Origin of the sequence: Pseudomonas rhizoryzae, from assembly GCF_005250615.1 — a bacterium.
In the GTDB taxonomy this organism is placed as follows: Bacteria; Pseudomonadota; Gammaproteobacteria; order Pseudomonadales; family Pseudomonadaceae; genus Chryseomonas; species Chryseomonas rhizoryzae.
Genome location: NZ_SULM01000011.1, coordinates 34,119 through 54,639 on the forward strand (window position 1 = coordinate 34,119; position 20,521 = coordinate 54,639).

15 protein-coding genes and 2 pseudogenes are annotated in these 20,521 nt (G+C 66.1%); 12 read left to right on the plus strand and 5 right to left on the minus strand.

The genetic code is table 11. The features are described 5' to 3' along the window. The first annotated feature begins 203 nt into the window (after window positions 1-203). The 3 genes from FAZ11_RS18200 to FAZ11_RS18210 all read left to right on the plus strand — a co-directional run bounded on the left by FAZ11_RS18200 (window position 204) and on the right by FAZ11_RS18210 (window position 4,067). Window positions 204-1,091, plus strand: a complete 888-nt coding sequence (locus tag FAZ11_RS18200) for an amidohydrolase family protein (protein WP_058774185.1) — start codon at window positions 204-206, stop codon at window positions 1,089-1,091. A gap of 39 nt (window positions 1,092-1,130) precedes the next feature. Further along, on the plus strand, window positions 1,131-2,357 hold the full coding sequence (locus tag FAZ11_RS18205; protein WP_058774184.1) for an MFS transporter: 1,227 nt from the start codon (window positions 1,131-1,133) through the stop codon (window positions 2,355-2,357). A gap of 96 nt (window positions 2,358-2,453) precedes the next feature. Beyond that, the gene (locus FAZ11_RS18210) at window positions 2,454-4,067 is read left to right on the plus strand and encodes an amidohydrolase family protein (RefSeq protein WP_137279140.1); all 1,614 of its coding nucleotides are present in this window, start codon (window positions 2,454-2,456) and stop codon (window positions 4,065-4,067) included. A 145-nt stretch (window positions 4,068-4,212) separates the two neighbouring features. Here FAZ11_RS18210 and FAZ11_RS25575 read toward each other — a convergent pair whose 3' ends face one another. The 5 genes and pseudogenes from FAZ11_RS25575 to FAZ11_RS18225 all read right to left on the minus strand — a co-directional run bounded on the left by FAZ11_RS25575 (window position 4,213) and on the right by FAZ11_RS18225 (window position 9,175). Next, window positions 4,213-4,977, minus strand: coding sequence for a methyl-accepting chemotaxis protein (locus FAZ11_RS25575; RefSeq protein WP_420849626.1), 765 nt, complete (start codon window positions 4,975-4,977; stop codon window positions 4,213-4,215). Window positions 4,978-5,070: 93 nt separating this feature from the next. Beyond that, window positions 5,071-6,102, minus strand: a pseudogene (locus FAZ11_RS25580) (HAMP domain-containing protein); the annotation flags it as partial. 119 nt (window positions 6,103-6,221) lie between these two features. After that, window positions 6,222-6,986 carry a methyl-accepting chemotaxis protein gene (locus tag FAZ11_RS25585; protein WP_420849627.1) on the minus strand — a complete coding sequence of 255 codons (765 nt, stop codon included), beginning with the start codon at window positions 6,984-6,986 and terminating at the stop codon, window positions 6,222-6,224. A 93-nt stretch (window positions 6,987-7,079) separates the two neighbouring features. Next, window positions 7,080-8,111 (minus strand): annotated as a pseudogene (locus FAZ11_RS25590) (HAMP domain-containing protein); the annotation flags it as partial. Window positions 8,112-8,224: 113 nt separating this feature from the next. Continuing rightward, on the minus strand, window positions 8,225-9,175 hold the full coding sequence (locus FAZ11_RS18225) for an AEC family transporter (RefSeq protein WP_058762713.1): 951 nt from the start codon (window positions 9,173-9,175) through the stop codon (window positions 8,225-8,227). A gap of 324 nt (window positions 9,176-9,499) precedes the next feature. On the opposite strand from FAZ11_RS18225, the gene FAZ11_RS18230 reads away from it, so the two are divergent. From FAZ11_RS18230 to FAZ11_RS18270, 9 genes are all read left to right on the plus strand, one after another. Then, the gene (locus tag FAZ11_RS18230; RefSeq protein ID WP_058774510.1) at window positions 9,500-11,932 is read left to right on the plus strand and encodes a glucose/quinate/shikimate family membrane-bound PQQ-dependent dehydrogenase; all 2,433 of its coding nucleotides are present in this window, start codon (window positions 9,500-9,502) and stop codon (window positions 11,930-11,932) included. 404 nt (window positions 11,933-12,336) lie between these two features. Beyond that, entirely contained in the window at window positions 12,337-14,721 is a 2,385-nt protein-coding gene (gene pqqF / locus FAZ11_RS18235) for a pyrroloquinoline quinone biosynthesis protein PqqF (protein ID WP_058774337.1), read from the plus strand. A gap of 181 nt (window positions 14,722-14,902) precedes the next feature. Beyond that, entirely contained in the window at window positions 14,903-14,974 is a 72-nt protein-coding gene (gene pqqA / locus FAZ11_RS18240; RefSeq protein ID WP_003243383.1) for a pyrroloquinoline quinone precursor peptide PqqA, read from the plus strand. A 55-nt stretch (window positions 14,975-15,029) separates the two neighbouring features. Then, complete coding sequence (pqqB, locus tag FAZ11_RS18245) at window positions 15,030-15,941, plus strand: pyrroloquinoline quinone biosynthesis protein PqqB (protein ID WP_058774338.1); 912 nt, start codon at window positions 15,030-15,032, stop codon at window positions 15,939-15,941. A gap of 5 nt (window positions 15,942-15,946) precedes the next feature. Beyond that, window positions 15,947-16,696: a pyrroloquinoline-quinone synthase PqqC gene (gene pqqC, locus FAZ11_RS18250; protein ID WP_058774343.1), complete on the plus strand. Its 750-nt coding sequence runs from the start codon at window positions 15,947-15,949 to the stop codon at window positions 16,694-16,696. After that, the gene (pqqD, locus tag FAZ11_RS18255; protein WP_058774339.1) at window positions 16,693-16,968 is read left to right on the plus strand and encodes a pyrroloquinoline quinone biosynthesis peptide chaperone PqqD; all 276 of its coding nucleotides are present in this window, start codon (window positions 16,693-16,695) and stop codon (window positions 16,966-16,968) included. The genes pqqC and pqqD overlap by 4 nt, the downstream gene beginning before the upstream one ends. A 22-nt stretch (window positions 16,969-16,990) precedes the next feature. Then, window positions 16,991-18,142 carry a pyrroloquinoline quinone biosynthesis protein PqqE gene (gene pqqE, locus FAZ11_RS18260; protein WP_058774340.1) on the plus strand — a complete coding sequence of 384 codons (1,152 nt, stop codon included), beginning with the start codon at window positions 16,991-16,993 and terminating at the stop codon, window positions 18,140-18,142. Window positions 18,143-18,352: 210 nt separating this feature from the next. Then, window positions 18,353-18,877 (plus strand): GNAT family N-acetyltransferase, encoded by a 525-nt coding sequence (locus tag FAZ11_RS18265; RefSeq protein WP_058774341.1) that lies wholly within the window; start codon window positions 18,353-18,355, stop codon window positions 18,875-18,877. Window positions 18,878-18,996: 119 nt separating this feature from the next. Further along, complete coding sequence (locus tag FAZ11_RS18270; protein WP_058774342.1) at window positions 18,997-20,403, plus strand: YncE family protein; 1,407 nt, start codon at window positions 18,997-18,999, stop codon at window positions 20,401-20,403. Window positions 20,404-20,521: the final 118 nt, after the last annotated feature.

The window sequence follows — 20,521 nt, forward strand, 5'->3', positions numbered from 1 at the left end:
GCTACCGGTGGCAGCGGTCAGGCCGGGGTGGCTTCCCAGTTGGCAGCTACAACCCGCCAGAATCTGGCAAACCTGCTTGCTAGAGATGGTTGACAAGGTTCCGCTAGCATCTCACCATTGCACTTGTTGGACAACCAACAAGCATCAATAAGTTGTCCAGACCTGTTCGCCACGAGGCGGGAACAGCCTAAGGATCACCGCCAATGCATAACGACTTCACGATGGCCGCGGCACCACTCTGCCCAGGCCCCCTGCCCATCACCCAGGCGCCGGACTTCATCCTGCCGGCGGGTGCCTGCGATACCCACGCCCACGTCATCTCCCCGGACGTCGAGGCCTATCCGCTGGTCGAGAACCGCAGCTACACACCGGCGGCGGCGACCGAGGCCCAGTACCTGGACATGCTCGACACCCTGGGTTTCAGCCGAGGGGTCCTGGTGCAACCCAGCATCTACGGCACCGACAACAGCTATCTGCTCGAAGTGCTCGCCCGCCATCCGGGGCGTTTGCGCGGCGTAACGATGGTGTCGCCCGAGATCAGCGATAGTGAATTGCAGCGGATGCATGCATTGGGCGTGCGCGGCGTGCGCTTCAACCTGCTGTTTCGGGGTGGCCCGGATCTTTCGCAGCTGGAGCGACTGGATGCGCGGATCGCGCCCTATGGCTGGCACCTGCAATTCTTGATCGACGTTCGGGACCTGACGTCTTTGGCCGAACGCCTCGCGCGACTGTCCTGCCCGGTGGTGATCGATCACATGGGCCATCTGCCAGCGGCAAACGGCTTGAACGATCCCGGCTTTCGGCGATTGCTCGACGGCCTGGAACGCCTTAACTGGTGGGTCAAGCTGTCGGGCGCCTATCGGCTGGGCACCCGCTACCCGGACTTCGCTGAAGCTGACGCCCTGGCCTGTCGGCTGGTCGACACCCGTGCGGATCGCCTGCTCTGGGGCAGCGATTGGCCCCATGTCGCCCAGCAGCGGATGCCCGATACCACGCGGCTACTCAATCGCCTGATGCGCTGGGCGCCCTCGCCTGCGCTGAGACACCGCATCCTGGTCGACAACCCCCGGGAGCTGTACGACTTCAATTAGCCAACCGCCCCTCTACCAAGGACGCCGGGAGAACAACAAATGAGCTGGTTCCGTGACCTGAGCAAAGTCGAAAAACGTACCTTCTATTCCGCCTTCGGCGGCTGGGCGTTGGATGCCCTGGACTTCATGGTCTTCACCTTCGTCATCTCGACGCTGATCACCCTGTGGGACATCGACAAGGGCTCCGCCGGGATGCTGAGCACCATCACCCTGCTGTTTTCCTCCCTCGGCGGCTGGGTGGCAGGCATGCTGGCTGATCGCTATGGCCGGGTACGCCTGCTGCAGATCAGCATCCTCTGGTTCTCCATCTGCACGGTGCTCATCGGCTTCACCCAGAACTTCGAGCAGTTGTTCATCCTGCGCGCCCTGCAAGGCATCGGCTTCGGTGGGGAATGGGCCGTGGGCTCGGTGCTGATCGGGGAGATGGTTCGCGCCGAGCACCGCGGCAAGGCGGTGGGTATCGTCCAAAGCGGCTGGGCGGTCGGCTGGGGCCTGGCGGCCCTGCTCTACACCCTGCTGTTCAGTGTGCTGCCCCCCGAGTTGGCCTGGCGGTCGTTGTTCTGGGTCGGGATCGTCCCGGCCCTGCTGGTACTCTACATTCGCCGCTATGTCCCCGAGCCCGAGGTGTTCCAGCAGACCCGCGCGCGGCAGCAACAGAGCGATACCCCCGTCGCCTTCTGGCACATCTTCTCGCCCAGCCTGGTACGGACCACGCTCCTCGCCTCCTTGCTGTGCATGGGCGTACAGGGTGGCTATTACGCCATCACCACCTGGCTGCCGGCCTACCTCAAGCTGGAGAAAGGGCTGTCGGTGGTGGGTACCGGCAGCTATCTGCTGGTGGTGATCCTCGGCTCCTTCGCCGGCTACATCTGCGGTGCCTATCTATCGGATCGCCTGGGGCGCCGTCCTAACTTCATCCTGTTCGCGCTGCTGTCCATGGTCAGCGTCTACTGCTATACGCAGCTACCCCTGAGCAATACCCAGATGCTGCTGGGTTTTCCGCTGGGCTTCACCGCGTCCGGCATCTTCAGCGGCATGGGGGCCTTCCTGACCGAGTTGTTCCCCTCCGAGGTACGCGCCAGCGGCCAGGGTTTCTCCTACAACGTCGGTCGGGCGATAGGTGCCCTGTTCCCCAGCCTGGTGGGCTTTCTCAGCGCCAAGGCCAGCCTGGGTACGGCCATCTGCATCTTCGCCGGGGGTGCCTATTGCGTGGTCTTGCTGGTGACCTATCTGTTGCCGGAAACAAAAGGCAAACAGCTGCTCTGAGCACTTTGCTAGAGTAGCGCTCGCGGGCTCCAGCCCCGCGAGCCCTATCGTCGACTTCGATTCCGAGGGGCTTTGCCGACCAGACGACCGAGCGGTATGACGATCAAAGCGATAGGCCGACGCACTCAGCTTTCCACGGAAATTTCCAATTACCTGGAAAACGAGATTCGCGAGGGCCGCCTTCAACCCGGCGCGCGGATTCCGACCGAAAGCAGTCTCGCCGACTCCTTCGCGGTGAGCCGCAATGTGGTCCGCGAGGCCATCGCCCGGCTCAAGTCGGCCGGGCTGGTCACCAGTCGCCAGGGCCTGGGCGCTTTCGTCACCGCCGATGCCCATCATCAAAGCTTCCGCATCGCCCAGGAAGAGCTGGTCGATCGTTCGAAGCTGCGCCAACTCTACGAGTTGCGTCTGGATCTCGAGGTGGCGGCGGCCGGCATGGCTGCCCGACGCCGTTCGCGTAGCCAGCTGGAAAACATTCGGCGGGCCCTCGACGAGATGGCCGAGAGCTTCGCCAGCGGCGAGCGCCTGCTGGAGCTTGGCCTGCAGTTCAAGAGAACCATTGCCGAGGCGACCGGCAACGACTATTTCCGCAACTTCATACTGTTTCTGTGCGGACACCTCTTCGAAGCCGCCGCGCTGGAGAGGCGCATCGCCAACTCCGCCAGCCTAGGCGAGACCCTGCTCGCCGAGCACCAGGCGATCTTCGCCGCCATCGCCCTGGGCGACCCGGACCTGGCACGACGTACCACCTGGCAGCAAATCATCAATTCGGCGGAACGCAATGGCTTGCGTGGCCTGCAAGGTTGGGAAATCACCCGGATGAGTTCGCTGGGCGAGACCTATGCCCCCGCCTGCGCCGCCCCCGATCCGCAGCCCCGCCCGCCCAGCCGTCCTTTGCCGGCGGATGCCTGCGACTGTCATCTGCACATTTTCAGCGACGAAGCCGAGCAGCCGTTCACCCCGCACCGCTCCTACACGCCGCCGCCCGCCTCCCTGGCCGATTACCGAAGCCTGCAACAGGCCCTGGGCCTGCGGCGCGGCGTGATCGTCCAGCCCAGCGTCTATGGCGCCGACAACCGTACGACCTTGCAGGCCTTGCGCGAGGCCGGCCCGGATTTCCGCGCCGTCGTGGTGATCGATGCCCGGACCACCGCGGAGGAATTGCAACGGATGCATGACCTCGGGGTGCGTGGGGTAAGGCTCAACCTGATCTTCAAAAGTGGTGTCGAGGTATCGGATCTGACGACCCTGGCGGCCAAGGTCGCCCCGCTGGGCTGGCATCTGCAGCTGCTGCTGGACATTTCCGAGTTCGCCGACCTCCACGCCACCCTCTCCGCCTTGCCCGTGGCGGTGGTGATCGATCACATGGGCCACATGCCGACCAGTATCGGAGTGGATCATCCGGGATTCGGCGATCTGCTGCGCTTGCTGCGTGAGGGCAACACCTGGGTCAAGCTGTCAGGCGCCTATCGTTTCACCGCCAGCCAAAGCTATCCCTATCCCGATGTTGAGCCCTATGCGCGCGCCCTGATCCAGGCCAACCCACAACGCATTCTTTGGGCCAGCGACTGGCCCCATCCCTGTATCCCGGTCCCCATGCCCAACGATGGCGACCTCCTGGAATTGCTGTTCGACTGGACCGAGGGCGATGCCGCCTTGCTCCAACGGATCCTGGTCGACAATCCACGACAGCTCTACGGCTTCCCTTGAGATAGGCGCTACCGCGCTCAAAGGTCGCCGATCCGCCCCTTGGCTCGAGCGGTGCCGCTCCCAGCAGGAGCGGCCCAGCGGGCATCATGGCCCGCTATCCGTTGCTCACCCGGCCTGGCTGCCCAAGCCAGGGGCAAGCCACCGCTCAAATGCGGAAACCACCGACCAGCCGTTGCAGCCGACCAGCCTCGGCTTCCAGCGCCGTACAGGCCGCCAGGGTCGCCTGGAGATTGTCCACGCCCTGCTGATTCAGCAGGTTGATCTCGCTGATATCCATGTTCAGCGTCTCCACCACCGAGGTCTGTTCCTCGGTGGCGGTGGCGACGGATTGGTTCTGGCCATCGATCTCGCCGATCCGCTCGGTCACGCTGCCCAGCCGCTCACCGGCGCTCTTGGCCACCTGCATGCTGTGGGCGCTCTGCCGCTGGCTTTCCTGCATCAGCGCCACGGCGTCGCGCGAGCCGTTCTGCAACTCTTCGATCATCTGCTGGATCTGCTGCGCCGAACTCTGGGTCCGGCTGGCCAGGGAACGCACCTCGTCGGCCACCACGGCGAAGCCACGGCCGGCTTCACCGGCGCGGGCCGCTTCGATGGCGGCGTTGAGCGCCAGCAGGTTGGTCTGCTCGGAGATGCCGCGGATGACTTCGAGGATCTGGCCGATGTTGGCGGCCTTACCATTGAGTGCCTCGATATGTTCGCAACTGCTGCCGATCTTCGCTGACAAGGCCTGCATGGCGTGCAGGGCTTCGTCCAGCACCTCGCGGCCTTCCTCGCCCTGGGCGCGGGCCTCGCTCGCCTCGCCCGAGGCATGGGCGGCGTTGCGGGCGATCTCCTGGGCGGCGGCGCCCAGCTCATTGATCGCCGCGGCCACGCTGGTGGTGCGCTGGGCCTGCAGATCCGACTGCTGCATGGAGGACTGCGAAGACTCCAGCACCCGCCGGGTGCTCTGGTTCAGCTCGCCAGTGGTCTGGGCCACGTCACGAATCGAGGTGTGGATACGGGCCACGAATTTGTTGAAAGCCTCGGCCAGGGCGCCGAATTCGTCGCGGGCTTGTACCGGCAAGCGGCGGGTCAGATCGCCCTCGCCCTCGGCGATGTCGTCCATGGCGCGGGTCAGGTCATGCAGCGGGCGCAAGAGCACCCGGATCAACAAGCCCAGCAGCAGGATGATGGCGATCACTGCGATCACCGTCGCCACGATGGCCAGGTTGCGCGCCTGGGTCACCGGGGCATAGGCCTTGGCCTGGTCGATGGACAGGCCAAGGTACCACTTCACCGAGGGCAGTCCCTCGACCGGGGTGAAGCTCACCAGCCGCTCGCTGCCGTTCTGGTTGACCGAGTGCAAGCCGGGCTGCAGCGAAGGCGTCTGCTCGGGGAAGACCTCCTTGAGACTCTTGAGCACCTGCTCGGGATGGCTGCTGACCAGGATCTTGCCGTCGCCATCCACCAGGAAGGCTTCGCCCAGGCCGCCGACATTGAGCGAGGTGACGATCTGTACCAGCGCCGACAGGTTGAGATCGCCCGCCACCACGCCGGCCAGTTGACCGTCACGCAGCAAGGGCGTGGCGATGGTCACCCCCAGTTGCCCGGAAGAGGCGAAGACATAGGGCGGCGTCAGCACCGTGGTGCCGGCACTGGTGGCAGCCGCGTACCAGGGGCGCTTGCGCGGATCGTAGCCGGCCGGCAGGTTGCGCAAGGGGCGCGTGGTGTAGGTGCCGTCGACCTCGCCCAGGTAGGTGGAATCGAAGTTGCCGGTATAGATCTTCTGGTCCAGCAGACCGACCAGACGCTCACGCGAAGGGTCTTGGGCGAGGGTCTGGGCCTCGCCCTCGATGAGCTTGACCCGGGCGTCCAGCCAGTAGGCGATGTTGCCGGCGGCGACCCGGCCCGTTTCACCGAGATCGGCGCTCAGGCTCTGGTCGATGGCTTGGCGTTGCAGATAGGCGTTGAAGCCAGCGGAAGCGGCCAGGGCGACGGTAATCACCAGGGCCGCGACCAACAGGATCTTGTGGCTGAATTTCAGGTGTCGCTTCATACGGGGTCTGCATCCATAGCAAGGCGGCCAAGCCGGATTCAGGGCTTGGCCTATCGCACTCGTTATCGGACATTGGTCAGACTACTTGAGCGTTACCACCCACCTTTCGAAGACAGACGCTAGATGCGGAAACCACCCACCAACCGCTGCAGCCGAGCGGCCTCGGCTTCCAGCGCGGTGCAGGCCGCCAGGGTGGCCTGGAGGTTGTCCACGCCCTGTTGGTTCAGCAGGTTGATCTCGCTGATGTCCATGTTCAGGGTTTCCACCACCGAGGTCTGCTCCTCGGTGGCGGTGGCGACGGATTGGTTCTGGCCGTCGATCTCGCCGATGCGCTCGGTCACGCTGCCCAGCCGCTCGCCGGCGCTCTTGGCCACCTGCATGCTGTGGGCGCTCTGCCGCTGGCTTTCCTGCATCAGCGCCACGGCATCGCGCGAGCCGTTCTGCAACTCTTCGATCATCTGCTGAATCTGCTGCGCCGAACTCTGGGTCCGGCTGGCCAGGGAACGCACCTCGTCGGCCACCACGGCGAAACCGCGCCCGGCTTCACCGGCGCGCGCCGCTTCGATGGCGGCGTTGAGCGCCAGCAGATTGGTCTGCTCGGAGATACCCCGAATGACGTCAAGGATCTGGCCGATGTTGGCCGCCTTGCCGTTGAGGGCTTCGATATGTTCGCAACTGGTGCCGATCTTCGCTGACAACGCCTGCATCGCCTGCAGGGCTTCGTTGAGCACCTGGCGACCTTCCTCGCCCTGTTGACGTGCCAGCCGCGCCTCGCTCGAGGCATGGGCGGCGTTGCGGGCGATCTCCTGGGTGGCGGCGCCCATTTCATTGATCGCGGCGGCCACGCTGGTGGTGCGCTGGGCCTGGACGTCGGATTGCTGCATCGATGACTGCGAGGCTTCGAGTACCCGATGCGTCCCCTGGTTGAGTTCACCGGTACTCTTGGCCAGATCGCGGATCGAGGTATGGATACGGGCCACGAACTGGTTGAAGGCCTGGGCCAGGGCCCCGAATTCGTCCTGGCTCTGTACTGGCAGGCGGCGGGTCAGGTCGCCTTCACCCTCGGCGATATCGGTCATGGCCCGCGACAGATCGCGCAGCGGACGCAGCAGCACTTGGATCAGCACCCCGAGCAGCAAGACGATCGCGACCACCGCCACCAGGGTGGCGACAATGGCCAGATTACGCGCCTGGGTGACGGGGGCGTAGGCCTTGGCCGCATCGATGGACTGCATGAGATACCACTTGACCGAAGGCAGACCCGCCACCGGTGTGAAGTTCACCAGGCGCTCGGCGCCGTCCTGATAGGTGATGCTGAAGCCCTGCTCCACGCTGGGCGTGTGCTCGGGAAAGATGTCCTTGAGATTCTTCAGGACCTGTTCGGGATGGCCACTGATCAGGATCTTGCCCTCGCCATCGACCAGGAAGGCCTCGCCGAGGCCGCCGACGTTGAGCGCGGTGATGATGTTGGTCAAGGCGGTCAGATTGATATCGCCGCCCACCACGCCGACGACCTGACCGTCACGGATCACCGGCGTGGTGATGGGCATGCCCAGCTTGCCGGTGGTGGCATAGATGTAAGGCGGCTGCATCACCGTCTTGCCGGTGGTGCTGGGTTGGATATACCAGGGCCTTTTGCGTGGATCGTAGCCGGCCGGCAGGGGATACTTCGGATAGGACACATAGGACCCATCGGCGCTGCCCATATAGGTAGTATCGAAGCTTGCCGCGTAGGTCTTCTGCTGCAGAACGGCATTGAGCGCCGTCGGCGAATTGTCACGACTCAGCACGTCCGCCTGGCTTTCCAGCAGGCGAATGCGACTATCCAGCCAGAGTGCGATGTTGGCGGCGGCGACCCGTCCCGCCTCACTCAGGGAGCTGCGCAGCTCGCGGTCGATGGTGCTGCGCTGCAGATAGACGTTGAAACCGGAAAAACCCATCAGCGCGACAGTCACCACCAGCGCTGCCGTCAGTATGATCTTATGATTGAACCTAAGTTGCCTGCGCATCTGGCTGCCCCTGACCGAAAAACAAGAGATAAGCGTGGTGTCCGCCCCGCACACCAGCCTCCCATTATCGACCTAAAAACCGCGTCCTTGAGCCTTTCGAGGATATTTTCCGATCAGACCAGATGCAGTGCCTGAAGCAGCAATAGTCCCAGGTTGATAGTGAGCATCCCGCCCAGGGTGCTGATCACCACGATGGCCGCGGCCAATTGGGCATTGGCTCCCGCAGCGCGGGCCATGACGAAGCTGGAGGCGGCCGTGGGGCAACCCAGGTAGAGGAACAGGACGCCCAGCGCCGGTCCCTGGATACCGAGGGCCAGGGCGCCCAGCACGCCGAGCAAAGGTATCCAGACGATCTTCCACAGGCTGGCCCCCAACGCCAGGCGACTGCTCTCGCGCAACGCCGCCAGCGACAGGGTGGCGCCGATGCACATCAGCGCCAGCGGCAGGGTGAGCGCGGCGAAGTAGCGCGCCGAGGTGTCCAGCCAGCGTGGTAGTTGCCATTGCCAGTAGGCGAAGGGAATGGCCACCAGGATGCCGATGATCAGTGGATTGCCGAGGATGCTGCGCAGGATGGTACGCCAGTTGGCCTGCAGTTGCGGGCTGTAGAGCGCCAGCACGATGGTCGAGAGCACGTTGTAGAAGAGGATGACCATGCCGGCCAGGATGCCGCCCACCGACAGGCCGTAGTCGCCGTACTGGGTGGCCGCCAGGGCCAGGCCGACGATGCCGCAGTTGCCGCGAAAGGCGCCCTGCACGTACACCCCCCGATCGGCAGGGGGACAGCGCCAGACCGCCCAACCCCAGACGACCAGGAAGCTGGTCACCGTGGCCAGGGCGAAATAGCCCAATAGTAGGGGCTGCAAGGCCTCGCCCAGGTCCGCCTTGAGGATGCCGAGAAACAGCAGGGTCGGCATGGTGGCGCGAAAAACCAGACTGGAGGCGGTGTTGACGAAGGCCGTGTCGATCCAGCCCAGCCGCTTGAGCAGGCAACCGAGCAGCACCAGGGCGAAGACGGGTGCGGTGACGTTGAAGGTCGCCTGGATCAGGGCAAGGACAGCGAACATGGACGGGGCGTGTCGAGGGAACGGCTGGCGATGGTAGCAGGCGTGACGCGGCCTGGGTGTCGTCCGCCCATCATCGCGAAGTGACATCATCAGTTACTTAGCTTACTATCTACCCGCCCGATTCAGACGACACCTTCCGAGCCCCACGCTTCGCCTCAGCGCAACCGCTCTAGGCTCCCACCCGGGAAAGCCGGCGATGGAGTGGAACAATAAGACAGACAACAGGTTCAGACGTAGCAGACGACAGATCCGCATGCGGTTCCGATTTGCGATGTCGTCAGTCGAGCCGAACGTCTTTTCTACGATTGCATTGCGAGCGCTGCCATGACTGTCACTTCCACTGCGAGACCGGGAGGCCTGCCTGCCAGGTTGCTCGGCATCCTGTTCATCCTCTTGGGCGTGGCCCTGCTGGGGCTGGGCATCAAACTGGCCACCCTCGGGGGCTCCCTCTACTACCTCGGCGGCGGCGTGCTGCTCGCCCTGAGCGGCTACCTGCTGTGCATCCGGCGCGCCAGTGGCGTCTGGGTCTATGCCTTCTTCCTGGTGATGTCCACCGCCTGGGCGGTGCTGGAAGTCCAGTTCGACTGGTGGCAACTGGTGCCACGCCTGGCGCTCTGGTTCGTCCTCGGACTGGTCCTGCTGATCCCGGTGTTCCGTCGCCCGCTGGATAGCCGTAGCGGTGGCCTGCCGCTGGTCGGCTCCCTGGTGATCGCCGCCGTGGTCGCCCTGGTTGCCCAGTTCGTCAACTACAACCGTCTGGACGGTGACCTGGGCCGCGACACCGCCGGCACCACCAGCGCCGCCCCGACCGCTGCCGATGGTGACTGGCCTTCCTACGGCCGCACTGCCTTCGGTGATCGCTACTCGCCGCTCAAGCAGATCGACGTGAACAACGTGAAGGAGCTGCAACCGGCCTGGACCTTCCGTACCGGCGACATCCCCGGCCCGAACGATCCCCAGGAGACCACCGCGGAAAACACCCCGCTCAAGGTCAACGGCATGCTCTACGTCTGCACGCCGCACAGCCAGGTGATCGCCGTGGACCCCGACAGCGGCAAGGAAATCTGGCGCTTCGACCCCAAGCTGAGCACCCAGCACGCCGACAGCTTCAAGGGCTGGGCACACATGACCTGCCGCGGCGTGGCCTATCATGACGATGCCACCTACGCCAACGTGCCCACCGCCGGCCAGAGCCCGGCCACCGGCAGTGCCGTCCCGGTCGACGAGCAGAGCACCCCGGTCGCCAACAGCTGCCCGCGGCGCCTGTTCCTGCCCACCGCCGACACCCGCCTGATCGCCATCAACGCCGACACCGGCAAGGTGTGCAGCGACTTCGGCGACAACGGCCAGGTCGACCTGACCGCCAACATGGGCAGCTTCACGCCCGGTGGCTACTACTCCACCTCGCCGCCGGCGGTGACCCGCAACCTGGTGATCATCGGTGGCCACGTCACCGACAACGTCTCCACCGACGAGCCCTCCGGCGTGGTGCGGGCCTACGACGTGCACAGCGGCAAGCTGGTGTGGAACTGGGACAGCGGCAATCCGGACGCCACCGCGCCCATCGCCGCCGATGGCATCTACACCCGCAACTCGCCCAACATGTGGTCGATGATGTCGGTCGACGAAAAACTCGGCATGGTCTACCTGCCCATGGGCAACCAGATGCCCGACCAGTGGGGCGGCGATCGCACCCCGGCCTCCGAGAAGTACAGCGCTGGCGTCGTCGCCCTCGACATCGCCACCGGCAAGGTGCGCTGGAACTACCAGTTCACCCATCATGACCTCTGGGACATGGACGTGGGCGGCCAGCCGACCCTGGTGGACATCAAGACCGACGGCGGCGTGAAACCCGCGCTGATGGCCTCGACCAAGCAGGGCAGCATCTATGTGCTGGACCGCACCAATGGCCAGCCCATCTACCCGATCAAGGAAACCCCGGTGCCCCAGGGCGCGGTGGAAGGCGACCACACCTCGCCGACCCAGCCGATCTCCTCGATCAACCTGGCTGCGCCGACCCTCAAGGAAAGCGACATGTGGGGCGGTACGCCCTTCGACCAGGCGCTGTGCCGCATCGCCTTCCGCGAGCACCGTTACGAGGGCATCTACACCCCGCCGTCCACGCAAGGGTCGATCGTCTACCCGGGTAACTTCGGCGTGTTCGACTGGGGCGGTATCTCGGTCGATCCGGTACGCCAAATCGCCTTCCTCAACCCCAGCTACATGGCCTTTACCTCCAAGCTGATCCCGCGCGAGGAAATCGCCAACCAGCCGGCGCGCAAGAGCGAGACCGAGGGCATCCAGCCCAACAAGGGCGCACCCTATGGCGTGATCCTGTCGGCCTTCCTGTCGCCCCTGGGCCTGCCCTGCCAGGCACCCGCCTGGGGCTATGTGGCCGGTCTCGACCTGACCACCGGCAAGCTGGTCTACAAGCACAAGAACGGCACCGTGCGCGACAACTCGCCGGTCCCGCTGCCGCTGCCCATGGGCGTGCCCAGCCTGGGCGGCACCGTCACCACCGCCGGTGGCGTGGCCTTCCTCAGCGGCACCCTGGACCAGTACCTGCGCGCCTATGACGTGAAGAACGGCAAGGAACTGTGGAAAGGCCGCCTGCCGGCCGGTGGCCAGACCACCCCCATGACCTACACCGGCAAGGACGGTCGCCAGTACGTGCTGGTCTACGCCGGCGGCCATGGCTCGCTGGGGACCAAGCAAGGCGACTACGTGATGGCCTTCGCCCTGCCCGAGAAGAAGTAAGGGCGCCCGCGCCTGAGCGCCCCTCTCCTCCGGGAGAGGGTCGGGGCGGGGATGCTTCGAGCACCCTGACATCCTGTTGGAACCCCCCTCGCCCCATCCCGAAATCCCGGCCCAGCCGGGATTTTTTTCGCCTGGGGTTTTCTTTCCATGAAAAGGGTTGCCGCTAGGGCTCTGCTCCTTCCGGGAGATGACTGAGTTGTGAGCTCCTGACACCCAAGGCCCCAGTGGAAAAGGCTGCGCCGTTTTCCACGCTACGGTGGCCTCGCCCCTAGGGAGAGGGCAACCCCCTCCACCCCAACCGCTTTTCCCCCTCTCCCCCTGGGAGAGGGCTGGGGTGAGGGAGCCTCCGCACCTCAGCCAACCCCATCACCCGTCGTTCAGCCCGACTCGGTTAAGCTACCCCCATGCCCAGCTCATCACCCCACCGCCGCCTGCGCCTGGCCAATGGCCTGGCCGTCGCCCTGCTGCACGACCCTGAACTGCCGCAGGCGGCCGCGCTGGTACGCATCGGTGCCGGCAGCCATCAGGCGCCTCGCGCTTATCCAGGCCTGGCCCACTTTCTCGAACACCTGTTCTTTCTCGGCAGCCGGCGCTATCCGGCAACGGACAGCCTGATGCCCCTGGTGCAACGCCTCGGCGGCGAACTCAACGCCAGCACCCGCGAGACCACTACCGACTTCTTCTTCGCCCTGGCCCCCGAGCACCTGGGCGCCGGCCTCGCCCGCCTGCTCGACATGCTCGCCGCGCCCCTGCTGGCAACCGACGCCCAGCGCCGCGAGCGCGAGGTGCTGCACGCCGAATTCATCGCCTGGTCACGCAGCACCGATACCCGCCGCGACCTGGCCCTGGCCACGGGCCTGCCAGCCGCCCACCCGGCCAGCGGCTTTCATGCCGGCAATAGATACAGCCTGCCGCTGCAGAGCCCGGCCTTTCAGACGGCGCTACACGATTTCCAACGCCAGCACTACCGGGCGGAAAATGCCCTGCTGGTATTGGCCGGACCGCAAGCCCTGGCCGACCTGGAAGCCCTGGCGCGCGAGCACGGCGCTGTGCTGCCAGCGGGCCCGGCGCCTCGCGCCATGACTCCCCCGCCACTGCCGGCAATCGGCGAACGCTGGCAGACGACGACCGCTACGCCCCCGCGGCTGGCCCTGCAGTTCGCCTTAGACGACCTACCGCCAGGCAGTTGGGAAGCCGCGGAATTGCTCGAAGCCCTGCTGCTCGGCGAACAGCCGGGCGGGCTGCTGGCGACCCTGCGCCAGGCGGGCCTGGCCGAGCGCCTGGACCTCGCCTGGCCCTATCGCCAGGAGCGCCAAGGCCTGTTGCGCCTGGCTGTCGTACCCGGCCCGCGAGCTACACCGGCCGCGCTGACCGCCGCCCTCTGCGCCTGGTTGGCAGCCCTGCGCCAGGTGCCACTAGCCAACTTGGAGCAGGATCACGCCGCCAGGGTCCAGCGCCAGTGGGCCACCCTGCCCGCCCTGGCGCTGGTGCGCCGCCTCGGCGAGCGACTCTGGCTGGACCGTGGCGGCCTGGCCTGGCCGCAACCGGCACTCTCCGCCACGGCCCGCGCCGCCTGGCCCCGACTGCTTGCCCTCCTGGTGCCGCAACGCCTCAGCGGCTTCGCGGCCGGCCTGCCGGATGAGCAGGTCACAGAGGCACCACTCGTCGCGCCCTTTGCCCTGCCACCCGCCAATCCCCTGCTCACCCCGCTCCCCGGGCTGCCGACCCCGGGCATCCAGCCTTGGCCGCTCAGCCAGGCACTGGCGCCCCAGCAGCGCGACGGGGTGCTGTTCCTGCGTTGGCAGTGGCCGGGGCAGGCGCCCGTGGCGCCGGAGGCCACGGTCCTGGGTGCCCTGCCCCGGTTGGCCGCCGAGGCGGGCGTCAATCTACATTGGAGTCCGCCAGGCGCGCCCTGGGAGCTGCGGCTACAGGGCTGGGCCGAGGCCTTGCCGAAGACGCTGCAACAGGCGCTCGATGGCCTGGCCGGCGAATTCGCTATCTCTAGGGCAGCCACCCAGTCGCCACCCGAACCCATGCTGATCCGCCAACTGCTCAAGGTCCTGCCGAAGCGTCTGCCGGCCGTCACCCCAGGCAGTGGTGACGGCAGTCCCGCCTGGCAAGCCCTGGCCTGTGGCCTGCCGCTCGCTGCGCAAACCGCCTTGGCATCGATCGCTCCGCCGCCCCAACCACGAGCCGTACCGCTCGGCGACCCCCCACGCTTCAGCGGTCGCCACTGGCACCAAGAACCCAGCGCCGACGCCCAGCAGGCGCTGCTGCTGTTCTGCCCACAACCCGATACGCACCCCACTACAGAAGCCGCCTGGCGCCTGCTGGCGGCGCGGCTGCAAGCCCCGCTGTTCCGCCGCCTGCGTAGCGAGCGGCAACTGGGTTATGCGGTGTTTTCCGCCTATCGCCAATTGGGCGACCACGGCGGCCTGCTGATTGGCGTGCAGTCACCCCATGCCAGTGCCCAGGACATCCTCGCGGAAATCGAAGCCTGTCTGAGCGAAAGCCGTGCGGCCCTAACCGCCAAGGCCGAGCCGCTGGCCGACAGCATCCAGCAACTGGCGCGCGACTTCAGCCCCCTGACCACCCAGCGCGGCGCACTGGCCGAGCGGCTCTGGTGGGGCTTCCAGCGCAGCGGCGCCCTGGACCTCGGGCCACTAAGAACCGCCATCGCCGCGCTGGACGAGCCCGCCCTGCTGCAGGCCTGGAGCCAGCTCACAGCCTTGGACGCCCCGCGCTTCGCCCTGGCCAATGCCGCCGCGCCATCCGGCTGGCTGTCATAGCTTTCAACATTTTCCCGGGAGCGTCGGCAGCCGGCAGCGGTCCATCTGTTGCAGGATCGGTAAGACAGTTATGTCCGTACCAGCCCACCGATTCGCTATCGGCAAAACCCTTAGCTAAGCAACTTTGTTAAACTTGGCGACCGGATCCATCCGGCTTTCGCAGTCAAAGAGGAGACCTCCCATGTGGACCAAGCCTGCCTACACTGACCTGCGCATCGGCTTCGAAGTCACCATGTACTTCGCCAATCGTTGATGCGCCCCACGCCCCGGTTCGCCGGGGCGTACTTTTTCCAGGTTCGACCTTTCCCATGCATATCCAGATTCTCGGCTCCGCCGCTGGCGGCGGCTTTCCCCAGTGGAACTGCAACTGCGCCAATTGCGACGGTTTCCGCAAGGGCACCCTCAGGGCCCAGGCCCGTACCCAGTCCTCCATCGCCCTGTCCGACGACGGGGTGAACTGGATCCTGTGCAACGCCTCGCCCGACATCCGTGCCCAACTGGCCGGCTTCGCCCCGCTGCAACCGGCGCGGGCCCTGCGCGACACCGGCATCCGCGCCATCGTCCTGCTGGACAGCCAGATCGACCACACCACCGGCCTGCTCAGCCTGCGCGAAGGCTGCCCCCACGAGGTCTGGTGCACCGAGATGGTCCACCAGGACCTGACCACCGGCTTTCCGCTGTTCAACATGCTCCAGCACTGGAACGGCGGTCTGACCTGGCGTCCCATCGCCCTGAGCGGCAGCTTCACCATCCCGGCCTGTCCGAATCTGGAGTTCACGCCCTTCCCGCTGCGCAGCGCCGCGCCGCCCTACTCGCCCCATCGCCACGATCCGCACCCGGGCGATAACCTAGGCCTGCTGGTCCACGACAGACACACCGGCGGCAAGCTGTTCTATGCCCCGGGCCTGGGCCAGCCGGACGCCGCCCTGCTGGAGCTGATGGGCCAGGCCGATTGCCTGCTGGTGGACGGCACCCTGTGGACCGACGACGAGATGCAGCGTCGCGGCGTGGGCACCCGCACCGGCACCGAGATGGGCCACCTGCCGCAGAGCGGCCCCGGCGGCATGCTGGAGGTGCTGGCCGGCTTCGAGCGCCAGCGCAAGGTGCTGATCCACATCAACAACACCAATCCGATCCTGGACGAAGACTCCCCGGAACGCGCCCTCGTCGCGCGCCAGGGCGTGGAAGTCGCCTGGGATGGGATGGCCATCGAGTTGTGACCGCCATGCCCAACGCCCTCACCCCCGCCGAATTCGAAGCCGCCCTGCGTGCCAAGGGCGAGCTCTACCACATCCACCACCCCTATCACGTGGCCATGTACCAAGGCCGCGCCAGTCGCGAGCAGATCCAGGGCTGGGTGGCCAACCGCTTCTACTACCAGGTCAACATCCCGCTCAAGGACGCCGCCATCCTGGCCAACTGCCCGGACCGCGAGATCCGTCGCGAGTGGGTGCAGCGCATCCTCGACCACGACGGCGAGCCCGGCAGCGAAGGCGGCATCGAGGCCTGGCTGCGGCTGGCCGAGGCCACCGGCCTGGACCGCGAACAGGTGCTCTCCCAGGAACTGGTGCTGCCGGGGGTGCGCTTCGCGGTCGACGCCTACGTCAACTTCGCCCGCCGCGCCTCCTGGCAGGAAGCCGCCAGCAGCTCCCTGACCGAACTCTTCGCACCGCAGATCCACCAGTCGCGCCTGGACGCCTGGCCGACCCACTATCCCTGGATCGACCCGGCCGGCTACGAGTACTTCCGCACCCGCCTGGGCCAGGCCCGTCGCGACGTCGAGCACGGCCTGCAGATCACCCTGCAGCACTACACCACCTGGGAATCCCAGCAGCGCATGCTGGAGATCCTGCAATTCAAGCTGGACATCCTCTGGACCATGCTCGACGCCATGAGCATGGCCTACGAACTGCACCGCCCGCCCTACCACAGCGTCACCACCGAGCGCCGCTGGCACCGAGGAATCGACCTATGAGCTTCGACCGAACCCAGGTGCCGCGCTGGCGCCCCGGCTATCGCTTCCAGTTCGAGCCAGCGCAGAACGCCCATGTGCTGCTCTATCCCGAGGGCATGATCAAGCTCAACGAGAGCGCCGCCGCCATCGGCGAACTGATCGACGGCCAGCGCGACGTGGCCGCCATCATCCAGGTGCTCGACGAACGTTTCCCCGGCGTCCCCGAACTGGGCGACGACGTCGAACAATTCATGGAGGTCGCTCGTGCAGAGCACTGGCTCCTGCTCGGCTAGCACCAGCCTGCCAGGCACGCCCATGCAGCTGCCGCAGCCGCCGGTCGTAGCCAAGCCGAACGTCGGCCTACCGCTGTGGTTGCTGGCCGAGGTCACCTATCGCTGCCCGCTGCAGTGCCCCTATTGCTCCAATCCGCTGGACTTCGCCGCCCAGGGCCGCGAGTTGACCACCGAGCAGTGGTTCAAGGTGATGGCCGAGGCGCGGGAGATGGGCGCCGCCCAGATCGGCTTTTCCGGGGGCGAACCCCTGGTGCGCCAGGACCTCGCCGAGCTCATCCGCGAGGCGCGCCGGCTCGGCTACTACACCAACCTCATCACCTCCGGCATCGGCCTCACCGAGGCGCGCATCGCCGAATTCAAGGAGGCCGGCCTGGACCATATCCAGATCAGCTTCCAGGCCAGCGACGAACAGGTGAACAACCTGCTGGCCGGCTCGAAGAAGGCCTTCGCCCAGAAGCTGGCCATGGCCAAGGCGGTCAAGGCCCATGGCTACCCGATGGTGCTCAACTTCGTCACCCACAGACACAACATCGAGCGCATCGACCAGATCATCGACCTCTGCCTGGCGCTGGACGCCGACTTCGTCGAACTCGCCACCTGCCAGTTCTACGGCTGGGCCGAACGCAATCGCGCCGGCCTGTTGCCGACCAAGGCCCAGCTGGAACGCGCCGAGCGCATCACCAATGAGTACCGTGACCGCCTCAAGGCCGAGAACCATCCCTGCAAGCTGATCTTCGTCACCCCGGACTACTACGAAGAGCGCCCCAAGGCTTGCATGGACGGCTGGGGCAAGCTGTTCCTCACCATCACGCCGGACGGCACCGCCCTGCCCTGCCACGGCGCCCGGCAGATGCCCATCGCCTTCCCCAACGTGAAGGAGCAGGACCTCAGGCACATCTGGTACGACTCCTTCGGCTTCAACGTCTACCGCGGCTACGACTGGATGCCCGAACCCTGCCGCTCCTGCGACGAGAAGGAAAAGGACTACGGCGGCTGCCGTTGCCAGGCCTTCATGCTCACCGGCGATGCGCGCAACGCCGATCCGGTCTGCGCCAAGTCCCCGCACCACGACCTCATCCTCGCCGCCCGCGCCGAAGCCGAGACCACGACCCTCGGCATCGAGGACCTGCAATTTCGCAACGCGCGCAATTCGCGGCTGATCGCCAAGGCCTGAGTCCAGCCGGCGCGATTCCGAGACCGACCCCAGGGTCGTAACCCGCCTGCCAGAGACGTCGCCAGGCACGCCGAGGTCGTCAGTGGAATCCAGCCGCGGACAGCCCGAGGCAGTCTGGAGCTGGGACTCACCACCCAAAGCTCTGAGGCATTTGCCTCCCGGCCGGGCAGTTGACCATACTGCCCGGCCGGACCTTTTCCTCCTGCCGTCATGTCCTCGATACGTCCGCTACGCCCCGCCGATCTGTCCGCCGTCCTGGTCATCCAGGCCGCCAACTACCCCGCCGACCTGCTCGAAGACCGGGCCTTCTACGCCAATCGCCTGGAACTCGCGCCCGAGCATTGCTGGGCGGCGACCGATGCCCAGGGCCAACTCCAGGGCTATCTGATCGCCTATCCCTGGGACGACGGCCTGCCGCCGGCGCTCGGCGCCCGCCTGGAGCAGCTACCCCACCCCGCCTCGACCTGGTTCCTGCACGACTGCGCGGTACACCCCGACGCCCAGGGCCAGGGTGTGGCCGGTCGGCTCTATCGGTATGCCTGCAGCCAGGCGCACCGCGCCCGGTTACCCCTCGCTCGGCTGGTGTCGCTGCCCGGCGCCATCGGCTACTGGCAGCGCCATCACTACCGCCCGGTACCCGCCGACGCGGCGCTCAGCGCCAAGCTGGCCGGTTATGGCGCGGGGGCCTGCCTGATGCAGCTCAGTCTCGGAGCTCCTGCCGACGAGCCTGCGTAAAACCCGCAGATCTAAATGCAAGTATTTCTCTTTTGTGTTTAACATAGCCGCGCCCTGGAGGCTCCCCCTGCCCGGCGCGCTGGCGCGGGCGTTTCGATCGCCGACACAAGGAATTCTCGATGCACAGTTCTTTCGCGTCCTCGGCCAAGGGCCGACGCGCCTTTTCCCTCACCCTGCTCGCCGGCGTGTTGGCGCTGGGCCTGCAGACCGCCCAGGCGCGCTCCAGCTTCGAAGCCCCCGATCCGGACTATCACGGCGAGATCAAGGCCAGCCCCGTCGCCGGTACCGCCATCCTGGCGGGCAGCGAGGTCACGCTGGAAGGTCGCGGCTTCAAGCCCGGCCAGCAGATCACCCTGTCCCGCGGCGGTGTGGCACTCAATCCCGACGCCGCCTACGTGGCCGATGCCCAAGGCAACTTCAAGGCGACCCTGCGCATTCCCGAAGATGCCGCCCCCGGCCAGCATCCCATCGTGGTCAGCACCGCCCAGCCCTCGGGCGCCGCGGTCTTCCCGCTCAAGGTCTCGCCGGTGGTGCCGTTGTCCGGTGCCGATGCCTATAGCCTCACCGCCGCCAAGCTGGTGCCTGGCCTGTACCAGGTGGGCATCAGCGCCAAGACCGGCGCCCTGTTCGTTACCTCCGCCGTGGGCCGGCCGCCGGTCAAGGTCTCGCAACTGCTCAAGCTCGATCCCAAGGACCTGTCCATCCAGCGCCAGATCACCCCGGCCGCCGCGCCAGGCGAAGACGCCGGTGTCTACGCCGTCTACGGCGTGGGCGTGGACGACCGCAACGGCACCGTCTGGACCACCAACACCCGGCAGAACACCGTGGCGGTCTATCGCCAGAGCGACCTGGGCCTGGTCAAGCAATTCGAACCCGGCATCGTGCCCCATGCCCATACCGTGGTGATCGACGAAAAACTCGACCGCGCCTTCGCCTCGGCGGCCATCACGCCGGACATCATCAGCTTCGACACCAAGACCCCGGCCGTGCGCAAGCGCATCGCCATCGACTCGGGCGTGCGCGGCGAGCAGTTCGCCGTGATCGGCCTGTACCTGGACCCGGCGGTGCACAAGCTCTACGCCATCAGCCTGAAAACCAACGAAGCCGCGGTGATCGACGCCAAGGCCGAGCAGGTCGAGAAGGTCTTCCCGATCCAGGGCGCCAAGACCCCCATGAGCGTGGCCCACGATCCCAAGACCGATCGCCTGTTCATCGCCGCCCAGGGCAGCGACAACCTGCTGATCGTCGACGCCAAGACCGGCCAGACCCTGCACAACGTCACCACCGGCGCCGGGGCGCTGAACGTGGTCTTCGATCCGGTCAAGCGCCTGGCCTACGTCACCAACCGCGGCGCCGGCACCCTGACCGTGGTCGATCCGGACGGCAACATCAAGGCCAACCTGGAGCTGGGCACCTATCCCAACCACGCGGTGGTGGATGGCAAGGGCGTGGTCTACGCCGTGAACAAGGCCAAGGGGCAGGATGATGCCGAAGGGGATCGGATTACACGGGTAGTGGCCAAGTAAGAGGCCTGCAGCCTCTGACTTGAGTTGGGGGCTGCTTTCGGCTTTCGTAGGTTGGGTTGAGCGTAGCGAAGCCCAACAGTGAGCGGAGTTGCCTTAGCTGGTTATCGAGTACTTTGAC